The organism is Xylophilus rhododendri (assembly GCF_009906855.1).
Classification (GTDB): domain Bacteria; phylum Pseudomonadota; class Gammaproteobacteria; order Burkholderiales; family Burkholderiaceae_C; genus Xylophilus; species Xylophilus rhododendri.
In genome coordinates this window covers 5,437,245-5,458,268 of sequence record NZ_CP047650.1, presented here as the reverse complement: position 1 = coordinate 5,458,268, position 21,024 = coordinate 5,437,245, and the positions used below count along the sequence as shown (strand labels likewise).

15 protein-coding genes are annotated in these 21,024 nt (G+C 69.3%); 10 read left to right on the top strand and 5 right to left on the bottom strand.

What is annotated here, in order from left to right:
• Window positions 1-26 precede the first annotated feature (26 nt).
• The 5 genes from GT347_RS25195 to GT347_RS25175 are packed head-to-tail and all read right to left on the bottom strand — an operon-like array spanning window position 27 to window position 13,023.
• Complete coding sequence (locus GT347_RS25195) at window positions 27-5,672, bottom strand: beta strand repeat-containing protein (protein WP_160554805.1); 5,646 nt, start codon at window positions 5,670-5,672, stop codon at window positions 27-29.
• Between the two features lies 1 nt (window position 5,673).
• Window positions 5,674-7,332: a ShlB/FhaC/HecB family hemolysin secretion/activation protein gene (locus GT347_RS25190; protein ID WP_160554804.1), complete on the bottom strand. Its 1,659-nt coding sequence runs from the start codon at window positions 7,330-7,332 to the stop codon at window positions 5,674-5,676.
• Window positions 7,329-9,425 carry a CHAT domain-containing protein gene (locus GT347_RS25185; protein ID WP_160554803.1) on the bottom strand — a complete coding sequence of 699 codons (2,097 nt, stop codon included), beginning with the start codon at window positions 9,423-9,425 and terminating at the stop codon, window positions 7,329-7,331. The genes GT347_RS25190 and GT347_RS25185 overlap by 4 nt, the downstream gene beginning before the upstream one ends.
• Complete coding sequence (gene mltA / locus GT347_RS25180) at window positions 9,418-11,094, bottom strand: murein transglycosylase A (protein ID WP_160554802.1); 1,677 nt, start codon at window positions 11,092-11,094, stop codon at window positions 9,418-9,420. The genes GT347_RS25185 and mltA overlap by 8 nt, the downstream gene beginning before the upstream one ends.
• A 57-nt stretch (window positions 11,095-11,151) precedes the next feature.
• Window positions 11,152-13,023: a serine/threonine-protein kinase gene (locus GT347_RS25175; protein WP_160554801.1), complete on the bottom strand. Its 1,872-nt coding sequence runs from the start codon at window positions 13,021-13,023 to the stop codon at window positions 11,152-11,154.
• A 451-nt stretch (window positions 13,024-13,474) separates the two neighbouring features.
• Between GT347_RS25175 and tssA the strand changes: the two genes are divergently transcribed.
• From tssA to tssE, 10 genes are all read left to right on the top strand, one after another.
• Window positions 13,475-14,551 (top strand): type VI secretion system protein TssA, encoded by a 1,077-nt coding sequence (gene tssA / locus GT347_RS25170; RefSeq protein WP_160554800.1) that lies wholly within the window; start codon window positions 13,475-13,477, stop codon window positions 14,549-14,551.
• 97 nt (window positions 14,552-14,648) lie between these two features.
• Entirely contained in the window at window positions 14,649-15,149 is a 501-nt protein-coding gene (gene tssB / locus GT347_RS25165) for a type VI secretion system contractile sheath small subunit (RefSeq protein WP_160554799.1), read from the top strand.
• Window positions 15,150-15,173: 24 nt separating this feature from the next.
• Window positions 15,174-16,667 carry a type VI secretion system contractile sheath large subunit gene (gene tssC / locus GT347_RS25160; protein ID WP_160554798.1) on the top strand — a complete coding sequence of 498 codons (1,494 nt, stop codon included), beginning with the start codon at window positions 15,174-15,176 and terminating at the stop codon, window positions 16,665-16,667.
• Window positions 16,668-16,715: 48 nt separating this feature from the next.
• Window positions 16,716-17,252: an Hcp family type VI secretion system effector gene (locus tag GT347_RS25155; protein WP_160554797.1), complete on the top strand. Its 537-nt coding sequence runs from the start codon at window positions 16,716-16,718 to the stop codon at window positions 17,250-17,252.
• A gap of 9 nt (window positions 17,253-17,261) precedes the next feature.
• On the top strand, window positions 17,262-17,792 hold the full coding sequence (locus tag GT347_RS25150) for an Hcp family type VI secretion system effector (RefSeq protein WP_160554796.1): 531 nt from the start codon (window positions 17,262-17,264) through the stop codon (window positions 17,790-17,792).
• A gap of 64 nt (window positions 17,793-17,856) precedes the next feature.
• A complete protein-coding gene (locus tag GT347_RS25145) occupies window positions 17,857-18,357 on the top strand; it encodes a type VI secretion system tube protein Hcp (RefSeq protein ID WP_160554795.1) in 501 nt (166 codons plus the stop codon).
• A gap of 12 nt (window positions 18,358-18,369) precedes the next feature.
• Window positions 18,370-19,026: a type VI secretion system tube protein Hcp gene (locus GT347_RS25140; RefSeq protein ID WP_160554794.1), complete on the top strand. Its 657-nt coding sequence runs from the start codon at window positions 18,370-18,372 to the stop codon at window positions 19,024-19,026.
• A gap of 51 nt (window positions 19,027-19,077) precedes the next feature.
• Window positions 19,078-19,647, top strand: coding sequence for a double zinc ribbon domain-containing protein (locus tag GT347_RS25135; RefSeq protein WP_160554793.1), 570 nt, complete (start codon window positions 19,078-19,080; stop codon window positions 19,645-19,647).
• Window positions 19,648-19,669: 22 nt separating this feature from the next.
• Window positions 19,670-20,476, top strand: coding sequence for a type VI secretion system accessory protein TagJ (locus GT347_RS25130; protein ID WP_160554792.1), 807 nt, complete (start codon window positions 19,670-19,672; stop codon window positions 20,474-20,476).
• A gap of 8 nt (window positions 20,477-20,484) precedes the next feature.
• Window positions 20,485-21,012, top strand: a complete 528-nt coding sequence (gene tssE / locus GT347_RS25125) for a type VI secretion system baseplate subunit TssE (protein WP_160554791.1) — start codon at window positions 20,485-20,487, stop codon at window positions 21,010-21,012.
• Window positions 21,013-21,024: the final 12 nt, after the last annotated feature.

Here is a 21,024-nt window from a genome sequence, read left to right as displayed (position 1 = left end):
GCAGGCACGACGAAAGCATCGCCCGGCTAGAAGTCGGCGCAGCCATTACGCCGCTCGGTGGCCACGCAGCTGGCCAGATTGGGCCGTGAGCGCACCCGCGACCATTCCCGCGCCAGCACGTCGTTGCCCTGCGACACCCGGTCTGCGTCCAGCGGCCCGGTAGCCGCGCAGATCGGCGGCGGGCCGATGTTGCGGTCGAAGGTGTAGGTGTGGATGTCCGAGGTATCGGCCATGGCTTCGGCCAGCGGCACCCGCGCCAGCAGGCTGGCCGGCGGCGTGACCGGCGTGACGACCGGCGGCGGCACCACCACCGGCGGCGGCGGCACGACGACCGGCGGCGCGGCCGTCACCACCAGCCGCCCCGGCACCAGGTTGATGAGATAGCCCGCCGTGGAGAGGAAGCTGCCGCCGATGGCGTAGCTGCCCGGCGCGCTCGACGCGGTGGCCGTGGTGGTGGGCGTGCCGCTGAAGCTCGATGCGGTATCGCCCAGGATGGTGCCGCTCACGCCATAGCTGAAGGCCGGGTTGGCCGTGCCCTCCACCCGGGTGGCGTCGGCCACGGTGACGGTCGCCGTCGGCCGCTGCGTGTAGATGAAGTGGTTGCCGGTGGCAGGCACCGTCACCGCGCAGGTGCCCAGGTAGGTGCAGCCGTAGAGATTGGGCAGGGGTCCGTTGCCGGCCAGGCCGCCGCGGATCTCGCCGGTATAGCTGCTCGACCAGATGTTCCAGCGGCTGGCCGTCACGCTGTTGTTGCCGGAGTTGCGGAACAGGCCGCCGGCCACCAGGTCCACGGTGGCGCTGGAGTTCACCGCGGCCTGCAGCACCAGGTCCTGCGTCACCGTGCGCAACAGGGTCGCGCCGGAGCTGGTCAGCTGGCCGGCCGTGGCCGTCTGCGCCTGCTGCGCTGCGGCGTCGTAGGCGGGCGCGGACACGGCGGCGATGGCCAACTGGTCGGCATCCACATAGCTGAAGCTGCCGGAAGCGCCGCCGCCGACCAGCGCCACGTTGTTGGCCACGTTCTGCAGGTCGACGTTGCCGCCGGTGCTGCGCGCCAGCAGGCTGGGCGCGGTGATGGCGCCGTTTGATGTCTGCGTGATGTTGCCGCCCGACAGCAGGCCCAGCGCGCCGGTGGCCGACAGCGGTGCATCGATGGTGATGTTGCCGCCGCCCCCGTTCTGCAGCGCCAGGGCGCCCGTCCGGGACAGCGCGCCATTGACGCCGATATTGCCCGCGAAGGCACTGCTGCCCACGATGACGGCGGGCGCCGAGAGCTGCGAGAAATCGGCGGCCGACAGCGCGAAGCCGGTGCCGGCGGCCGACCCGATGTCGACCGCATCGGTATTGCGGTCGGCCACCGCGCCGCTGGCATCGACACCGCCCGGGCGCAGGTCGATGGCGGTGTTGCCCTGCACCGTCCCGGCGATCGCGATGGCATCGCTGCTGCCGTCGTTGCCCGCGCGCAGCACCACGGTGCCGCCGGTGCTCACCGTGGCCTCGTTCCACAGCCCCAGGCCGTTGGCCGTTGCGCTGCCGGTCAGGTCGATATCGCCGCTGACGCTGCTGCTGACCAGCGTGTTGCCGCCGAGGTGCACACCCGCGCTGGTCGAGCCGGACTTGGCGGTGTCGGCCACGCGGCCGTGCAGCGCGATCGCGCCGGTGGTCGAGCCGATCGCCACCGCGCCGACCGTCTCCACGCCGGAAGACGACTGCGCCGGGCCGGAGCCGAAGCCCGGCCGGTCGGTGCCCAGGCCGGTGATGACGATGTTGCCGCTGGTGGTGGAGATGCCCTGCCCCGCGCCGCCGTCGCCGTCGATGCGCACGCCGGTGTTGTTGGTGCTGCTGCCGGTCACCGTCACGTTGCCGGTGCTGGCGAACAGCGAGGCGCCGTTGAGCCACACGCCCGGCTGGCTCGAATCCGGATTGGCCACCGGTGTGGTGGTGAGCCCGGTGAGGGTGATGTTGCCGCCCGCGCCGGCATCGCTCTGGCCCACACGCGTGTCGATCAGGCCGGTGAGGTGCAGGCCGGTGTCGCCGTTGCCGGTGGCCGACCAGTTGCCCTTCATGGTGACGTTGCCGCCATTGGTGAGGATGGATCCGTCGTAGCTCACCTGGCCGCCGCCCACCGAAGGGCCGCTGTTGTTGGCGTCGGCATTGAACACCACGTTGAGCGCCGAGATGCCGGTGGACCGGATGGTGACGTCCGGCGCCAGCGAGCGGATGCTGCGGTTGGCGTCGAACTGCAGGGTGAGCGTGCCGAGGTTGCCGGAGTAGTTGATGTCCACGCCGGAGTCGAAGGTGATGTCGCCCGAGAAGGCCGAGCCGCTGCCGGTGGCGCCGGTGCCTATGGTCACGCTGGTGCCGGCATTGAGCGCGCGGTTGATGTCGCCGTCCTGGATGGTGGAGGCGGCCGGCGCCACGAAGGGATTGGTCGGCAGGCTGCCGATGGCGTTGCCGTGCACGATGCCCACATCGAAGGGGTCGATCACCCATTTGCCGGCGGTGCCGGCCGGCGCCCCCGCGTCGATCCGCAGGCCGGTGAGGTCGAGCGCGCCGCCGGAGGTCTCGATGGTGCCGCCATTGCCGCCGCTGCTGCCGCCGCGTGCCTGCAGCAGGCCGTAAGCCAGCAGCGCGGTATCGCCGAGCACCGTGATGTTGCCGCCGTTGCCCGGCAGGTTGCCGGCGCTGCCGCCGCTGGCCAGCAGGCTGGTGGTGCTGTCCAGTGCCACGAAACCGCTGGCGTTGGCGCCGCCGTCCGACGTGCCGCGCACGGTGATGTTGCCGCCGTTCTGGCCACGGGCATCGAGGGTGGCCGTGGTGTCCACGCCCTGGATCAGGATGTTGCGGCCGGTGATCGTGATGTTGCCGCCGTTGCCGGTGCCGCTGGCGCTGGTGTCGATCAGCGACAGATTCGTGTTGCCCACCGCATCGAACTGGGTGGCGTTGCCGCTGTATTGCTGCAGCAGCACGTCGCCGCTGCCGGCCGTGATGCTGACCTGGCCGCCCGAGGCCTGCAGGCCGTTGGTGGCGCTGGCGAGCATGGCCACGCCGTAGGCGCCTGCGTCCTGCACCACGACGGCGTTGCCGCTGCCGCTGTCGGACTGCACGATGAAGGCGCCGGAGCCGGCCGTGCCGGTGATGGCGATGTTGCCGCCGCTGCCGGCCGTGAGGCTGCTGCCCGAGAGGGCGACGCCGTTGGATGCCGCGAAGGTCTGGCTGTTGCCGCCGTAGTAGTTCAGGGTGGTGCTGGCGAACCCCGGCGCGGCCTGCAATACGCTGGTGTCCCCGCCGGTGCCGGTGATGGCGATGTTGGCCGCCGACAGGGTCGCCGAGTCGATGGCCACGCCCGCGCTGTCGCTGCTGGAGTAGGTGGCCACCGGGTCGCCCGCCTGCCATCCCCGGCTGCTGCCGGTGATGGCGATGTTGCCGGTCGATGTCAGCGAGGAAACCACGGTCGGCCCCTCGGTGTAATAGAGCCCGATGCCCACGCCGTTGGCGCCCAGGCCGCCGCGGCCGTCCAGTGTGATGCCGCCGCTGCCGGCCTGGAGCACGGTCCCTTGCAGCACGACGCCGCTGCCGCCGTCGAGATAGCTGGAACCGTCGTACACCGTGGCGCCCTGCCCGCGCAGCGAGATGGCGCCGGTGCCGCCGCAGTTCGTGCCGGCGCAGGTGTCGAGTGTGCTGCCGGAGATCTGGATGCCGTCCTGGCTGCCGTTGGAATTGACGGCGGCCAGGCGCGCCAGGAACTGGGTCGGCGGGCCGCCCACCGCACGGCCGTTGACCGCATCGCTCTGGCCGTAGAAACGGATATCGCCGCCGTTGGTGGCGATGGTGGCGCTGTCCAGGAAGATCGTGCCCCGGCGCTGCTGGCCGTCCGAGGCGTTCTGGATATCCGGAGCGCCCAGGGGCGCACCGCTGGCATCGGAATTGAAGTTGACGTTCAGCGCGCCGGCCGGCGCCACGGCGCTGATCGCCGAGCTGAAGCTCATGTTGATGGTGGTGTCGGAATTGACGGTGAGTGTGCTGGCGCGGCCCTGCGTCTTGGCGATGGAGCTGCCGTAGTCGAACTGCACGCCATCGCTGTTGTAGTAGGTGTAGGCGGGCTTGCCCTGGCTGTTGATGACCACGTCGGTGGCCAGGCCCAGCGTGGTGCCGATGGCCAGGTCCGCGATGGAGGATTCGTTGCTGCCCGAAGGGAAGTTGCCCGAGGAATAGGTCGGCGCGCCGCCCGAATCGCTGTTCGCGATGGTCAGCGCGTGGCCGGAGTCGAGCGTCCAGCGGCCGTTGGCGCCAGTGCCGCCTGCGGCATCGATGACCGCCGTCGCACCGATCTCCAGCGTGCCCGCGCCGGTATAGATGCTGCCGCCGTCGGTCGCGCCGCGTGCGCTGATCTGGCCGGAGACATGGGCGGCGGCGCCGGTGTTGGCGCCGAACTGGTCCTCGGTCGTCTCGATGCTGGTGGTTTGCACGCGGACCGTGCCGCCCACGCCGGTGCTGCCGTTGGCGGCGATGCTGGCCTGCGGGCCCATGGCCAGCGCGTTGCCGGCCGACAGGGTGACGCTGCCGCCGGTGCTGCCGCTGGCGTCGATGCTGCCGCCGTCGAAACGCAGCAATTGGGCGTTGACGGTGACGCTGCCGCCGGCCGCGCCGTCGGTACCCATGGCATCGGTGCTGCTGCCGCTTTCGATGCGGACCATGTTCTGCGTGTTGCCCGCGCTGCCGTCCAGCACGACCTGGCCGCCGCGTGTGCCCAGGGTGCGGGCACGCAGCACGCCGGCCTGGCGCACCACCGTCTCGGCGGCGGTGGATGCGGCGCGCAGGGCCACCACGCCGCCATCGGCGCTGATGCTGCCGGTGGCGGTGTTCTCCACCAGCGCGCCGATGGCCGAGGGCGAGTTGATGCGCAGCGTGGTCAGGCCGTCGCCGACCGGATCGACGATCAGCGTCACATTGGCGGCCGCGCCCAGGTTGACCGAGCCGCGATCGGCGTTGATGGTGCCGGCGTTGCTCACCGATGCGCCCAGCAGCGTGACCGCGCCGCCGGTGCCGGTGGAGGCGGCGGGTACGGCGGTGATGCTGGCGCCCTGCTCCACCGTGACACGGCCGCTGTTGGTGCCGTTGGCGGCAAAGCTCAGCTCGGCGCGCGCTCCGTTGGGGACGGTGCCCGTGGTCATGAAGGTGGCGTTGCGGGTGGCCATGTCGGGCCCGTCGATGTCCATGGTGGACGCCAGCAGCCCGCCGGTATTGACCACCGCGCCGTTGGCGAAGGTGACGCCGTTCGGGTTGATCAGGTAGACCGATCCGCCGGTCGTGCCCGGGCTGCCGGCCAGCATGCTGGTGAGCTTGCCGGCGATGGTCGAGGCCTGCAGACCCGTCACGCGGTTGAGCAGCACGGCCGACGCGGCCTGCTGCACCACGTTGACCTGGTCCAGCGCACCGATGGAGAAGCTCTGCCAATTCAGGATGGCGCGGTTGGTCGTCTGGTTGATGCCCAGCGCCAGGCCGCCGTTGGCCAGCGCCTGCGCCGTCCCCACGGTGGCGCTGCCGCCGACCAGTGTCGGGTTGGTCGGCAGGATCTGCCCCATGGCCGGCGCCAGCCCCATGCAGGCCAGCGCCAGGGCGACGGGTTTCAGGCGGCCCGGAAGCCGGCGGCGGGTTTGGATGGCGCGCGTCATGTCAGAAGACCTTCTGCAGCTGGATGTAGAGACGCGGATTGCGGTCGCCGCCATCCGTGAGTGCGACCCGCGTGCCGTCGCGCCAGGCGAGCGTCGCGTTGATCGAGAAGTTGCCCGGCTTGGACCAGGCCGCGCCTATGCCGTAGCCGCGCAGGCTGATGCCGTTGGTACCGTCGAAGGGCGTGGTGCGCCGCACCTGCTGGCCGTGGGCCGCGTCGTAGAAGACGAAGGGCGTCAGCTCGTCGTTGTACGACCAGCGCCATTCCACGATGCCGATGGCGCCCTCGTCCACCAGCGCCTCGCTGCTGGCATAGGCGCGCACCGCGCGGGCGCCGCCCAGCGAGAGTTTTTCGGAAGGGTCGAGGTTGCCGCCGGCGCGCTGGGCGCCCACCGACACATACAGCGAATGCCGGGCCGTGATCGCCTGCAGCCGCGAGAGCTGGAAGTTGATCTTGTGGTACGTGCCCTCGGTGGCATGGCCGGCCGGGCTCTGGTCGAAGCTCAGCGCGTCGGGGCTCTGGATGGACAGGTCGCCGCGGTAGAGCGTGCCGGAACTCGCGAAGTAGCCGCCGCCGAAATAATCGTCGCGCCGCTCCCAGGTCCAGCCCAGGCCCAGGCCGTTGATGTGTTTCTTCGATTCGTAGGACAGGGCGCGGAACTCGTCGGTCAGGCGTTTGGTGTCGGCCGTCAGGCGCAGGAACAGGTTGTGCTGGCGCTGGCGGATCACCGGGTAGCTCAGCGAGAAATCGGCCACGTCGGCCTTGCCCCTCGCGTCCAGCGCGGTGAAGGCGCCGCCGAGTTCGTAGTTGATGCGGCCTATGCCCACGCCCGCGCGCAGGCCGCTGGTGCCTATGGGCGCCTCGTAGGCCAGGCGGCCGAACTGCAGGGCGTTGGTGTCGGAGACCAGCAGCCGCGCATCGAGGTTGTCGCCGATGCCCAGCGGGCTCAGCCAGCGCATGGTGCCGCCGACCCGGTAGCGGCCCAGTTCCTTGGTGCCCTGGTTGTCGGCCTCGGCGGCGAAGCTGTAGCGGGGGGCGGCGGTCACTTCCACCGCCAGGTCGGTGGTGCCGGTCTTCAGGCCTTCCTGCAGGCCGGAACCCACGCGGATGCCGGGCTGGTCCGACAGCAGCAGCATCGCCCTTTCGTAGGAAGGCGCGTTGACCGCCTTGCCCACCTCCACCGGCGCCAGGAAGCCGCGTACCCGGGCCTCGCTGATCGGCGCGTCGGGGGCCACCTGCACCTCGATCTGGCCCATGCGGCCTTCGACCACGCTGATCTCGACCACGCCGTTCTGCACCGTCTGCACCGGGATCACCGCCTGGGCCAGGAAGTAGCCGCGCTCGCGCCAGCGGGCGGTGAGCGACTGGGCCAGCACTTCCAGGTCGGCCAGGGTGATGTTGCGGCCGATATAGGGCTTGACGATGTCGTCGGTATCGGCCGGCCCCAGCGCCTGCGCGCCGGTGAGCCGCACGCCTTCGAGCCTGAAGGACGGCACGGCCGCCGGCGCGGGCGTGGCCGGCAGGCTCTGCGGATTGGCCGGCCGGCTGCAGGCGGCGCAGGGATCGGCGGTGGGCAGCAGCGTGGTGTCGTCGGCCGCGAACACGGCCGGTGCCGCCAGGGCCAGGGCCGCGAGGGCCGCGCAGGGGTTCTTTCGCTTCATGCCGGGGTCCCGATTTTCAGGCGCCAGTTGCCGATGAGGTTGAACGGTGCCCAGAAGAAGGGATGCGCCAGGCGCGGATCCTTCAGCACGGCGAGCTGGCCGGCCTGCATGGCCCGCTGCACGTCGTTGCCCTTGGCGAGTTCGGAATACAGGGTGCCCATGAGCACGGCGGTGGCGTCGTCCGACACCGGCCACAGCGAGCTGATCAGGCTGGAAGTGCCGGCCGACAGGAAGGAGCGGGTGAAGCCCAGCACCTCGTCGCCCTGGGTGATGCGGCCCAGGCCGGATTCGCAGGCCGACAGCGTGACCAGGGCCGTCCCCTGCAAGGGCATACCGATGATCTCGTTGGCTTCCAGGAAGTTCTGCTTGCCGTTCTCGTTGGCCAGCAGGATGCGCGAATACAGCGGATCGACCTGGTCGGCCTCGGCATGCGCGGCCACATGCATGATGGGTGTGCGCGACGCCGCCTCGCGGAACTGCGTCTTGGTGGCCGCCGTGCCGGTGTAGAGCGTGCTGGCCGGGATGATGCGGGCCAGCTCCTTCACCTCGGCCGCCGCGCCGGGCAGCTCGTACTTGTCTTCGATGCGCGGGTTGCCGAAGGCCGTCAGGCTGGCGCTGACCACCGGCGAGCGCTGGGCCAGCTGCACCGCGATGCTCATCGAAGGCGCGACCGAGACCGGATGCGTCTCGATGACGTAGCGGCCGTTCAGCCGCAGCGCCTGGAAGGGCAGGTAGTGCAGCGGGCCGTGCGGCACCACCACCAGGCGCTGGCCGGGCTGCAGGTCCAGCGGGCCGAGCAGGGCCGCGCCCAGCTTGTCGGCATTGGCGATGGCCGTGCGGCGGCCGCGCACCACCGAGTTGCGAAAGCCCTCGACCAGCTCGGTCAGCGCGTCGCGGGTGATGGCGACGCTGCTGCCGCGGATGCTGTCCGGCCCGATCAGCCAGACCTGCAGCCGCCCCGGCAGCGAATGGAACTCCACCACCCGCTCGTCCGGCCGCAGGTCGCGCTGCAGCGTGGCCAGGTCCACCGTGGCCAGCGATTCGCCGCCCACCTTGGCCCGGCCGCGCACCGCATCCAGCAGCGCGCGCGAGCGGCTGCGTTCGCTGACCTCGAAGGCCTCGCGGGTCTGGCCGGTGCTGCCGTAGAGGTCGATGGCGCGCTCGAACACCGACTGCAGGTCGGAGAACAGGCCCATCTTGAATTCCTCGCTGCGGAACTTGGCGCGCACCGAGTCGATGTCGGCCAGCGCCTTGCCGGTGGCGTCCGCCGCGGCCTTGGGATTGCCCAGGGCCAGCTCGCTTTGCGCCACGCCGTCCCAGGCCCAGAGCTGGTAGTAGCCCGCGTCGTTGCCGGTCTTGCGCGCGGCCAGTTGCAGGTAGGCGTCGCGCGCCTCGGCCGGCTTTTTCTCGGCCAGCAGCAGGCGGGCGCGGGTGCGGTCGATCTGCAGGGCCAGCGTCGCGTCCTGCGGCTTGGCGAGTTCTGAGAAGACCTGGCGGGCACGCACCGTGTCGCCCGAATCGATCAGCGCATTGACCAGCGAGGCCTTCACCAGCGGCGCGTAGCGCTCGGTGCTGTTGGCCAGGGCCTGGTCGTATTCCAGCACCGCGCCGGCGAAGTCGCCCCGGCGGGTCAGCACGTCACCCAGCACCTTGTGGGCCGGGCCAACCGTGAGTTTGGGATTCTTGGCGGTGTAGCGCAGGGATTCGCGGGCGAATTCCTCGGCCTTGTCGAGCTGGCCGGAGTAGCTGTAGACGATGGACAGGTCCCGGTTCGACAACGCCAGCAGATTGGGATCGCGGGTGGTGTTGGCCAGGTGCAGCGCCTTGCTGGCGGCACGCACGCTCTGGCGGAACTCGCCCGTCTCGGCCAGGGCGATGGCCTGGCTGCAGTACTGGTAGCCGGAGAGCTTGACCGGATCCTGCGCATACAGCAGCGCGCCGTCGTTGCTGAGCGCCAGCAGGGTGTCGGAGTCGGCCAGCCGGGCCTGCTCCTGGCGGCCGGCGGCGGCTTCGGCATCCGGCGCCGCCGTCTGCGCCGCGGCCGGCAGGGTGGCCAGCGCGGCGGCCAGGGCGATCAGCAGCTTCTTAATCATCGGCACAGCTTTCGTCGTCGGGGACCAGGCATTGCGGCAGGTCGGAGCCCACGGCGGCGCCGCGGGTCCGGATGTTCGAAGTGGCCGAGGCCGCGGCCACCGCCATGCCGCGCGGCAGCAGGATCCACAGCTGGCCCGGCTCCTTCATGCGGCGCGCGCTGGTGGCGGCCTGCTGGCCGTTGCCGAAGAAATAGTCGGCCCGTACCGCGCCGCGGATGGCGCCGCCGGTGTCCTGGGCGATGGTCAGGCGCTGCATCGGTGCGCCGCTGCCCGGCGTGCGGGTGGAGACGAAGACCGGATAACCCAGCGGCGTGCTGCGCGGATCCACCGCGATCGAGCGGCCCGGCTGCAGCGCCACGCCGAAGGCACCCACCGGGCCGGCGCCGTTGCCGCCGGCCTCCTTGAAGAAGACATAACTCGGGTCCGAGATACCGGAGCCGGTGACCGCGCCGCTCACCCGCTGGCCCGGCACCATCACCGCGCCGCTGGCCTCGGGCCGCGCCAGGGTGAAGCCGCGGGTGCGGATCACCGAGGTGTCGGTATCGCCCGCATCGTCGTCGCCGTCGTCGTCGAGTTCCAGCTCCACGCTGCTGCCGCGTGTCTTGACGGGGCTGCGCGGCGTGCCGTCGGCCTTCTTGGCCAGCGTGGGCTTGAAGGGCTGGCCGTTCTGCTCGGCATAGGCCACCCGCACGATCTCGCCGTTGCTCAGCTTGATGCGGCCCGAGCCCTGGATCTGCATCTCGTAGAGCGCACCCGCGTTGCTGACGAAGGCCAGCACCTTGGCGTTGGGCGCGCCCTTGGTCTCGATCTCGGCGCGGGTGAAATACGGCAGCAGCAGCTTGCCCTGGATGCGCAGGCGCACCTTGCGGTCCAGGGTGTCGCGGGTGACCGAGCCCAGGTCCAGCGCGTAGAGGCCGGGCGCGCCCATGTCGCGGGTGGAGAGGCCCTGCTGCACCACCACGTTGCGGCCCTCGATGCGGGCGGCCACCGTGCCATTGCCGCGCGGCAGCTTGCGGGTGTCCAGGAAGAGCATGTCCTCCGGCGGGCCGTACACCGGGTAGATATAGGGCGGCGAATAGTTGCGGCTGCCGGCGATCTCGGGCTCGAAGTAGCCGGTGACCACGCCTTCGGGCCGGCGGTCGTCGTCGCGGATCTGGTAGGCCGAGAAGTCGTTCTCGAAGAAGTTGCGGATGGCGGCCGTGTTCTTGCCGTCCACCTGGGCGGCGCGTTGGCACACATCCTTCCACTGCGGGCCGCGCCCGGTCAGCACCTTGCAGCTGCCGAGAAAGGCCGGCCAGGTCTCGGAGAAATCGTCGCGCGACCAGCCCGGCACCGTGCCGAAGCCGACCGCCGTGTAGGTGGCCAGCTGGGTCGAGAAGGTGCGCGCCTGCCCGGCCACGCTGGCGCCCAGCGAAGCGGCGGCCTGCTCGCGCGGCGCCGCGGCGGCCGTGGGTGCGGCCGCGGCGACGACAGCGCCGGGGTTGCCGATCACGAAGCTGGTGCCGGGCACCGGCGTGGCCGAGCTGGTCGGCGGCGGCACGCCTTCGGGCGCCGGCTGCAGGGTCTGCGGCGGCGCCGGCGGATTGCTCTGGCAGCCGGCCAGCAGCGCGGCCAGCGTGGCCAGCACGGCGGCGGTCTTCGGGGCGAGAGAGGCTGTGGAATGGCTCATGGCGTCCTTCTGCTGCGCGGGCGGGCCGGCCGCCGCGCGGCCCGGCCACGCCATGGTTTATTTCTCGACGATGCTGAAACGGGCGACGCCATAGACGTCGTTGCAGGGCGCCCCGCCCTGGCACACCGGCTTGCCCAGCAAGGGCGTCGGCCCGGTGCCGCGCGCGGTCTCCAGCGCGGCCAGCACCGGCAGCTGGAACTGCGGGAACACGCCGTCGCTCTGGGTGCCGGCGGCGCTGTAGTCGCGCTCGTGCTCGCTCACCACCACCACGAATTCGTTGGTGCCGGCGGGTCCGCCGGAATTCATCGGCCAGGAGGCGCGCGGCAGCGTCAGGGTCTGGTTGGCCGTCACCTTGTTGTACTTGTCCAGCAGGTTAGGGAACATCAGATAAAGCTCCCCGCCGCTGGACAGCATGTAGACATAGGCGAAGCCCTCGCGCGCGCTGCGGATCTCGAAGCCCAGCTTGTCCTTGCCGATGGCGACCACCGGCTTGACCGCCTTGGCGCTCACCGCGAAATCGGGCGCGGCGCCGTCGGCCAGGGCCTGCAGTGACTGCAGCGGCGTGCGGGGAGCGGCCTGGGGCGGCGCGGTCGGTGCCGGGGCTGCGGCCACGGCCGGTGCTGCCGCTGCAGGTGCGGTGCTGGCAACCGGCACCGGCGCGGACCGGCCGGACCACCAGAAGGCGCCCGCACCGCCGACGACCACCACCGCGACCACGGCGGCGATCAATGCAGTCTTGTTGCCCTTCTGCTCCTGCACCTTGGGCGCCGTCTTCGCTCCAGGCTGCGTCGGCATGCGGGTCGTCGTGCGCGGACCGGAACTGCCGCCCCGACCGCTGCCCGGCATCGCCACGGTCGCGCCCTCCTGGGCCGGCGAAGGCCCCAGTCCGAGCGCGATGCGGAATTCGTCCATGGACTGCGGACGGCCGTCCGGCCGCACCGCCAGCCCGGCATCGATGGCGGCCAGCACCTCCACGCCGAAGCGCTGCAGCAGCGCTGTCTGGGCCGCCAGCGGCTCGTAGCTGTCCGACATCATCCGTGCGATGGAAGGCGGCGGCGACTTGCCCGTCACCGCCACATGCATCACCGCCGCCAGCGCATAGACGTCGGTCCACGGGCCCTGCGACATGTCCGGCATCTCGGCGTACTGCTCGATGGGCGCGTAGCCGGGCTTGAGGATCACCGTCATCGCCTGCGTCTTGTCGGTGATGACACGGCGCGCCGCGCCGAAGTCCAGAACCACCGGGCGGCCGGAGCCCTCCAGCAGCAGGATGTTGTCCGGCGCGATGTCGCGGTGGAAGCAATTGGCCGCGTGCATCACGCCCAGGGCCTGGGTCACGCCGTCCATCACCTGCAGCAGCCAGCCCTCGTCCACGCCTTCGTGGCTGGCGTGTGCGGCGGCCAGCGCGTCGCGCAGGGTGTCGCCCTGGTAGAAGGGCATCACCATATAGGTGGTGCCGCGCTCCTGCCAGAAACGGTAGACCTTGAGCAGCGAGGGATGGTCGAACTGGGCCAGCAGCTTGGCTTCGTTGATGAAGCTGCGCATGCCCAGGTCGAAGGTCTCGCGGTGGCGTTCCGACAGCGGCACCACGCCGCCCTCGGGCTGGCGGGTGGAGAGGGATGTCGGCAGGTACTCCTTGATGGCCACCTGGCGTTCCAGCGTGTGGTCGTGCGCCTCGTAGACCACGCCGAAACCGCCCTGCCCCACCACCCGGGTGATCTCGAACTCGGCGACACGGGCGCCGATGGCCAGCAGGCTGGCGTCGTGTTTGTCTTCGGATGCTGCCGGCGGCGGTGCGCCGGGCGTGCGGATCACGGTGGCATCGTCGGCCGCCGCGCCGCCGAAGGAGGCCTGGCCCGGCAGGCCGGTGGGTGCGTCGGTCAGGACCTGGGTGCGGTCATCGTCCGGCAGGCTGCTCCTGTCGCTCATGCCGGGGCCTCGCCAGGGGAATTCGACGGCTGCGGATCTGGATGCATGGTGGCGTGTGGACGAGGCGCGAAGCCCGGGTCTGCATAGCGAGAAGTAATGAAACCAATTGTGCCGTTAGCCATGGCCGTTTGCCATCAAAATAGGCATGCGCAAGCAAATTTCGGCAGTCAATACCGCGTTGACGTCAAGCACACGATCAAGATATGAGGTTAAACCCTAGCGTCTCGAAAATCGCTTGGCACAGCCGCGGCTTAGGGACCATGCTCCTCTGAAATGACGAAAAAATGACCCGCGGGAAAGCGCATTTTTTCCTGCGTCGCGCTGCTGCATAGTGTTACATTCGGCCCCGAAATTAACGCCTCCGGGCGAGGAAACTCCACCGCCATGCTCGCCTGTCCGTCCATGCTGGATGCTTACTTTTCTTGCATTTTGAAAATGCGAGGCTGCCCACATGGATAAGGCATCCGTCATGCCCTGGCTGGAGCCCCTGGCCGAGGACACCACCGGCGAGGACCTGGAATACGACCCGGCCTTCATGGAGCTGACCCAGGCCGCCAACGGCCGGCCCGAGACCCAGTTCGGCCCCGCCGAACCGCCCGCCTGGCCGCTGGCCCGCGAGCTGGCCGAAGGCCTGTTCCAGCGCACCCGCGACCTGCGTGTGGCCCTGCTCTGGACCCGCGCCGTGCTCAACCTCGAAGGCCTGCCCGCGCTGGCGCCCGGCCTGGTGCTGATCCACGGCCTGCTCGACAACTTCTGGGACACCCTGCATCCCCGTCCCGACCCGGACGACGGCGACACCTTCGCCCGCCTCAGCGCCCTCGGCGCCCTGGATTCGCTCGACAGCCTGCTCGGCGACGTGCGCTCCGCCCAGCTGGTGATGGACCGCCACATGGGCGGCACCCGGGTGCGCGACGTGGAGATCGCGCTGGAGCGCCTGGCGCCGCGCGCCGACGAATTCGGCCCCACCGCCGGCCAGATCACCGGCATGCTCGCCGACATGCCCGAGATGGCCCAGAAGGTGCGCGAAGCCACCGACGAAGGCCTGGAGGCGCTCAAGGCCCTGCAGCGCCTGATGAACGACCGCTTCGGCATCGACAGCGCGGTCGACGTCAAGACCCTGCGCGGCATGCTCACCGCCGTGCAGTCGCTGCTGCCCTCGGGCGAGGCCTCGGCCGAAGGCGGCGAGGACGGCGACAACGGCGAATCCGCCAGCGATGAATCCGGCGACGACAGCGCCACGCCCGCCGCCGCATCGGCCGCGCCGGGCGCCCGCCGCGCCGGCACCAGCGGCGTGCACAGCGTGGAGAGCCGCCAGGACGCGATCCGCGCCATCGGCCTGATCTGCGCCTACCTCGACCGCCACGAACCCACCAACCCGGCGCAGCTGCTGCTGCGCCGTGCCGAACGCCTGATCGACAAGGGCTTCCTGCACCTGATCAAGGACCTGGCGCCCGATGCCGTCGGCGAGATCGCCCGCATCCTGGGCGTAGACCCGGAGACCCTCAACGAGGGCTCCGACTCCTATTGAGGGACGCGAACCGCGCCCCTTTTTTTTCGAAAACGACCACCGGCGAGCGGCCCGCAGCCCTCGTTTTTCCTGTCCTAGACGCAAGCGGAGATCCACCATGGGTAGCAGCCAGAAATTCATCGCGCGCAACCGCGCGCCTCGTGTGCAGATCGAGTACGACGTCGAGTTGTACGGCGCTGAAAAGAAGATCCAGCTGCCCTTCGTGATGGGTGTGATGGCCGACCTCGCCGGCAAGCCCGAAGACCCGCTGCCGCCGGTCGGCGACCGCAAGTTCCTGGAGTTCGACGTCGACAACTTCGACACCCGCATGAAGGCCATGAAGCCGCGTGTGGCCTTCACCGTACCCAACACCCTGACCGGCGAAGGCAACCTCTCGGTGGACCTGACCTTCGAGAACATGGACGACTTCTCCCCGGCCGCCGTGGCCGCCAAGGTCGAAGGCCTCAACAAGCTGCTGCAGGCACGCCAGCAGCTGTCCAACCTGGTCACCTACATGGACGGCAAGGGCGGCGCCGAAGAGCTGATCAACAAGGTCCTCAACGACCCCTCGCTGCTGCAATCCCTGAGCGCCACGGCCAAGCCGGGCGACGGCAACTGATCCACCCCGACCGGAGCAACCCCCATGGCTGAACAAGCAGTACAAGCAGACAGCGCTCTGACGGGCGTCACCTTCGAGGGCAACGACTTCGCGTCGCTGCTGAACAAGGAATTCAAGCCCAAGTCCGACGAGGCCCGCTCGGCCGTCGAATCGGCGGTGCAGACCCTGGCCCAGCAGGCCCTGGCCGACGTCAAGCTGATCAGCAGCGACACCGTCGCCAGCATCGAATCGATGATCGCCGCGCTCGACAAGAAGCTCTCCGAGCAGGTCAACCTGATCCTGCACCACGGCGACTTCCAGAAGCTGGAATCGGCCTGGCGCGGCCTGCACTACATGGTCAACAACACCGAGACCGACGAGCAGCTCAAGATCCGCGTCATGCCGATCAGCAAGCAGGAACTCGGCAAGACCCTCAAGCGCTACAAGGGCACGGCCTGGGACCAGTCGCCGCTGTTCAAGAAGCTCTACGAGGAAGAGTACGGCCAGTTCGGCGGCGAGCCTTTCGGCGCCATCGTCGGCGACTACCACTTCGACCATTCCCCGCCGGACGTGGAACTGCTGGGCGAAATGAGCAAGATCGCCGCCTCCGCCCACGCCCCCTTCATCACCGGCGCCTCGCCCACCGTGATGCAGATGGACTCCTGGCAGGAACTGGCCAATCCGCGCGACCTGACCAAGATCTTCACCACGCCCGAATACGCCGCCTGGCGGTCGCTGCGCGAAAGCGACGATGCCCGCTACCTGGCGATGTGCATGCCGCGTTTCCTCGGCCGCCTGCCCTACGGCGCCAAGACCAGCCCGGTCGATGCCTTCGACTTCGAGGAAGACACCACCGGCGACGACCACGACAAGTACGCCTGGTGCAACGCGGCCTACGCCATGGCCACCAACATCAACCGCTCCTTCAAGGAATACGGCTGGTGCTCGCGCATCCGCGGCGTGGAGTCCGGCGGCGCGGTGGAGAACCTGCCCTCGCACACCTTCCCCACCGACGACGGCGGCGTGGACATGAAGTGCCCGACCGAGATCGCCATCTCCGACCGCCGCGAAGCCGAGCTGTCGAAGAACGGCTTCCTGGCCATGATCCACAGGAAGAACAGCGACTTCGCCGCCTTCATCGGCGCCCAGTCCCTGCAAAAGCCCACCGAGTACGACGACGCCGACGCCACCGCCAACGCCGCCCTGGCCGCCCGCCTGCCGTACATGTTCGCCTGCAACCGCTTCGCGCACTACCTGAAGTGCATGGTGCGCGACAAGGTCGGCTCCTTCAAGACACGCGACGCCATGGAGCGCTGGCTCAACAGCTGGATCCAGCAGTACGTCGACGGGGACCCGGAGAACTCCACCGAGCAGACCAAGGCCGAGCGCCCGCTGGCCGCCGCCGAGGTGGTGATCGAGGAAGTCGAAGGCGCTCCGGGCTACTACCAGTCCAAGTTCTTCCTCAAGCCGCACTACCAGCTCGAAGGCCTGTCGGTGTCGCTGCGCCTCGTGTCCAAGCTGCCTTCCGAGAAATCCTGAGCGCCACAGCACGCCTAACGCTGACAACCAAAGAACTGGAGTTAGAACATGCCAGGAAACGCATTCATCAAGTTCGAGAAGCTCGACGGCGGCACCGCCCCGGGCGAATCGCTGCAGCCGGGCCATCTCGGCTCCGGCGGCTGGATCGAGATCAGCGACTGGGGCTGGGACGTGGAGGCCGAGGCCAGCCACCTCAAGGGCACCGGCGCGGCCGTCGGCAAGCCCACCCCCGGCGTGCTGAACTTCACCCACTACTACGACAAGTCCTCGCCGGTGCTGATGCAGTTCATCGTGCGCGGCACCCACTTCAAGTCCTGCACCATCGACATGCTCAAGCAGACCGGTGGCGACCAGCCCGAGCTGTACTTCCAGCTCAGCGCCAAGGACGTGTTCATCACCAAGGTGTCGAGCAAGGGCGGCGAGGACGGCGCCGTCTCGCAGGACGTGGAGATGGTCTTCAAGCAGGTGTCCATCGGCTACAAGCGCCAGAAGAACAACGGCACGCTCGACACGGCCCTGTTCTTCCGCTGGAACATCGCGGAAATGACTCAGGAAACCCCTGATATCAAACTGACCATCAAGTGAGGTTGAACCATGCCAGGCAATAGCTTCATCAATTTCGGCAAGGCGGACGTGCCCAAGGGCGAGTCCATGCAAAAGGGCCACCACGGCGACGACGGCTGGATCGAGATCTCCGACTGGGGTTGGGACATCGAGGCCGAGCACAGCGTCACCAAGGGCACCGGCGCGGCCGTCGGCAAGGCCACCCCGGGCGTGCTCAACATCACCCACTACTTCGACATGTCCTCCTCGGCCATCCTGTCGAAGATCGTCGCGGGCAAGCACTTCCCGGTGATCACCATCGAGATGCTGAAGGCCACCGGTGCCGACAAGGGCCCGGAGACCTACTTCCAGGTCAAGGTCACCGAAGCCTTCGTCACCAAGGTCTCGACCAAGGGCGCCGAGGACGGCTCGCTCAACCAGGACGTGGAATTCGTCTTCAAGGAGATCTTCGTCGGCTACAAGCCGCAGAAGAACGACGGCTCGCTCGACACCACGCTCGGCTTCGAGTGGAGCGTCAAGGAAAACAAGATCGGCAGCGCCATCGCCGACAAGCTGAAGTAGGCGGCAGAGGCGGCAGGCCGCGCCCTGGCGGCGCCGCCTGCCTCCCCGCCCGGAGAACACCACCATGTCGACCCTTTTCCTCAAGCTGGCGGTCGGGAACCGGGCGCTCGCGGGCGACGCCACCACGCAGGGTTTCGCGGGCCAGATCGTGCTCGACACCTTCGGCTGGAGCACCAGCGCCAAGCATGTGCCCACCGGCACCGGCACCCGCACGACCGTCTCGCACGGCCACGTCAAGCTCGGCAAGGTGTTCGACCGGGCCAGCACCGCGCTGTACGGCTACATGAAGAACCAGCAGGAGATCGGCAGCGCCGTGATCACCCTGGCCGACTCCACCCTGCACGACGACAAGCCGCTGGTGATGCTGGAGATGTCGCTGGCCAAGTGCTTCGTCGTCAGCCTGTCGGCGCGCGCCGCCGACTCGGGCTCGGTCATGCGGGTGGCCGAGGAACTGGTGCTGTCCTTCGAGACCGGCACCCTGCGCTACTTCCCGCTGATGCGCACCGCCCAGGGCCGCGAGAGCCCCACCACCTACGACATCCCCAAGTCGCGCACGCAAGCCTAGGACCGGATCGACATGGCCGAGAACGCAAGACTCTTTCTGATGCTCACCGCGCCCTCCGGCGCGATCAAGGGCGAGTCGCTCGTGGCCGGCAAGCGCGACTGGATCGAGATCGACGACTGGAACTGGAAGCTCGATCCCTCCAGCAACAAGGACGATCCCGAGGCGATTCGCCCCTCGGTGCTGTCCTTCACCAAGACCATGGACCGGTCCACCACCGCCATGCTCTCGGCCATGCGCAACGGCACCGAGCTGAGCGCCTCCATCCAGATGGAGGACGCCTCGCTGCGCCTGTTCGACCTGCGGGTGCGCCTGGACAAGGTGCGCATCCTCAGCTACGAGATGTCCACCCAGATCAGCGAGAAGCGCCTGGCGGTGGACGAGACCTGGACCTTCGACTACGACACCCTGCTGCTGGAATACCAGCCCGACCTGAAGTCCGGCGCCATGCAGGTGCGGCTGACCCGGCCGCCGGGCTCCTCCACCGAGCGCCCCGACGACACGGAACGCAAGTTCAAGGAACTCAGCCAGGACATGTCGGTGCAGGACCTGGCCAGGGTCTGGGCGCAGATGACCCAGGTGCGCGCCGAAAGCATGGATGTGCAGAAGGCCATGGAAGCCCGCAAGGCCAAGGCCAAGGCTGACGCCGACGCCAGGACCGAAAAGGGCTGATGGCAGCCGCCGCGCCCTTCTTTCTCCCCACATACAGCGACGACCCCTCCCATGCCCCTCAGCAACTACCGTGACCTCAGCGTGGGCGGCTCCGACGTCGGCGCCGGCTTCCAGTACGAGTTCTTCTGCAGCAACTGCGACCGCAAGTGGAAGAGCCCCTTCAAGCCCTACCGCCTGGGCCAGATCACCGGCCTGCTGACCCGCTTCACCTTCCTCTTCACCGACCTGAAGACGGCCGGCCGCACCACCGGCAACTTCGCAGACATCGGCTCGCGCGGCGCCCGCGAGAAGGCCTTCGCCGAGGCGCGCACCCGCGCCGAGAGCCTGTTCGCCACCTGCCCCGGCTGCAAGAAGGACATGTGCGGCGACTGTCTCGACGAGTCGCACCCGCCCTGCGTGGTCTGCCAGGGCAAGCAGGCCGAGAACTCGCAGCGCGACGCCCAGCGCCAGGCCAACAACGCCCCCAACGGCTGCCCCAACTGCAGCCAGCCGCATGCCGGCGGCCGCTTCTGCGCCGAATGCGGCTTCGACATGGCCAGCACCCACAAGAGCTGCCCCACCTGCAGCGCCACGCTGCCGCGCCAGGCGCGCTTCTGCAACGAATGCGGCCACGGCTTCTAGAACCCCAGGACAGCGAACCCACATGACCGACTCCCTCGCCGCCGCCGAAGCCGCCGTCCGCTCCGCCGATCCCAAGGCCGCGCTCGCCCTGCTGACCGCCGCCGTCAAGGCCCAGCCCAGCAAGCCGGCGCTGCGCATCTTCATGGTCCAGCTGCTCTGCGTGCTCGGCCAGTGGGAACGCGCCCACACCCAGCTCAACGTGGTGGCCGAGCTGCAGCCCGATGCCGCCCCCATGCGCGAGATGGTCGGCCACGCCCTGCGCTGCGAGAAGATCCGCGCCTCGGTCTTCGCCGGCAAACGCTCGCCCATGGTCTTCGGCCAGCCCGACGAATGGCTGGCCCTGCTGATCGAATCCCTGCTCAGCCAGGGCGACGCCGCCCAGTCCGCGAGCCTGGCGGAGCGCGCCTTCGACGCCGCCCCGGCCAGCTCCGGCAAACTCGACGGCGCGCCCTTCGAATGGATCGCCGACGCCGACTCGCGCCTGGGCCCGGTGCTCGAAGCCATGGTCAACGGCCGCTACTACTGGGTACCCTTCGCCCGCCTGTCGCGGGTGGCGCTGGAGCCGGCGGTGGACCTGCGCGACCGCGTCTGGATCCCCGCCACCCTCACCTTCGCCAACGGCGGCGAAAGCATCGCCATGCTGCCGGTGCGCTACCCCGGCAGCGAGGCCAGCGAGGACGGCCAGGTACTGGTCTCCGCCAGGACCGAATGGCGCGAGATCGGCCCCGAGCGCTTCGCCGGCCTCGGCCAGCGGGTGCTGGTGACCGACAGCGGCGAGCACGATCTGCTCGGCGTGCACCTGATCGAATTCAACCAGCCCGCGGCCTGATACCGCCGATGCAGCTCAACTCCCGCGACCGCCTGCAGCCTTCCCTGCTGGATCGCCTGATCGACCACGCCCCCAACGAACGCCAGGAGAGCAACGAAGGCCGGGTGCTCAACCGCCAGCAGCTGCGCGCGGCCGTGTTGCGCGACCTGTCCTGGCTGTTCAACGCCATCCGCGCCGAGCCCGAAGCCCAGTCCGAGCGGCAGGACGAAGTCCAGCTCTGGAGCGAGGTGCCCGATGCCGCCCGCTCGGTCGTCAACTACGGCATGCCGGCGTTTGCCGGCGTCACCCTCTCGTCCATGGACGCGCGCGGCATCGAGCGCGGCGTGGCCGAGGCGATCCGCGCCTTCGAGCCGCGTATCGACCCGGCGAGCCTGGATGTCAGCGTCAATTTCAATTCGGGCGACTTCCACCACAACACCATGGAGATCGTGATCCGCGGCCGCATGTGGAGCCAGCCGGTGCCGCTGGAACTGCTGCTGGCCGCCGACATGGACGTCGAGACCGGCCACACCCGCATGCGCGAAATGCGCGGCTGACCGACAGGAGCC

Bases quoted from the DNA above. Each gene is read 5' to 3' on its own strand.
- tssA (WP_160554800.1), top strand. From the start codon at position 13,475: ATGGATAAGGCATCCGTCATGCCCTGGCTGGAGCCCCTGGCCGAGGAC.
- tssC (WP_160554798.1), top strand. From the start codon at position 15,174: ATGGCTGAACAAGCAGTACAAGCAGACAGCGCTCTGACGGGCGTCACC.
- GT347_RS25190 (WP_160554804.1), bottom strand. From the start codon at position 7,332: ATGAAGCGAAAGAACCCCTGCGCGGCCCTCGCGGCCCTGGCCCTGGCG.
- tssB (WP_160554799.1), top strand. From the start codon at position 14,649: ATGGGTAGCAGCCAGAAATTCATCGCGCGCAACCGCGCGCCTCGTGTG.
- tssE (WP_160554791.1), top strand. From the start codon at position 20,485: ATGCAGCTCAACTCCCGCGACCGCCTGCAGCCTTCCCTGCTGGATCGC.
- GT347_RS25145 (WP_160554795.1), top strand. From the start codon at position 17,857: ATGTCGACCCTTTTCCTCAAGCTGGCGGTCGGGAACCGGGCGCTCGCG.
- GT347_RS25140 (WP_160554794.1), top strand. From the start codon at position 18,370: ATGGCCGAGAACGCAAGACTCTTTCTGATGCTCACCGCGCCCTCCGGC.
- mltA (WP_160554802.1), bottom strand. From the start codon at position 11,094: ATGAGCCATTCCACAGCCTCTCTCGCCCCGAAGACCGCCGCCGTGCTG.
- GT347_RS25155 (WP_160554797.1), top strand. From the start codon at position 16,716: ATGCCAGGAAACGCATTCATCAAGTTCGAGAAGCTCGACGGCGGCACC.
- GT347_RS25175 (WP_160554801.1), bottom strand. From the start codon at position 13,023: ATGAGCGACAGGAGCAGCCTGCCGGACGATGACCGCACCCAGGTCCTG.
- GT347_RS25150 (WP_160554796.1), top strand. From the start codon at position 17,262: ATGCCAGGCAATAGCTTCATCAATTTCGGCAAGGCGGACGTGCCCAAG.
- GT347_RS25185 (WP_160554803.1), bottom strand. From the start codon at position 9,425: ATGATTAAGAAGCTGCTGATCGCCCTGGCCGCCGCGCTGGCCACCCTG.
- GT347_RS25130 (WP_160554792.1), top strand. From the start codon at position 19,670: ATGACCGACTCCCTCGCCGCCGCCGAAGCCGCCGTCCGCTCCGCCGAT.
- GT347_RS25135 (WP_160554793.1), top strand. From the start codon at position 19,078: ATGCCCCTCAGCAACTACCGTGACCTCAGCGTGGGCGGCTCCGACGTC.
- GT347_RS25195 (WP_160554805.1), bottom strand. From the start codon at position 5,672: ATGACGCGCGCCATCCAAACCCGCCGCCGGCTTCCGGGCCGCCTGAAA.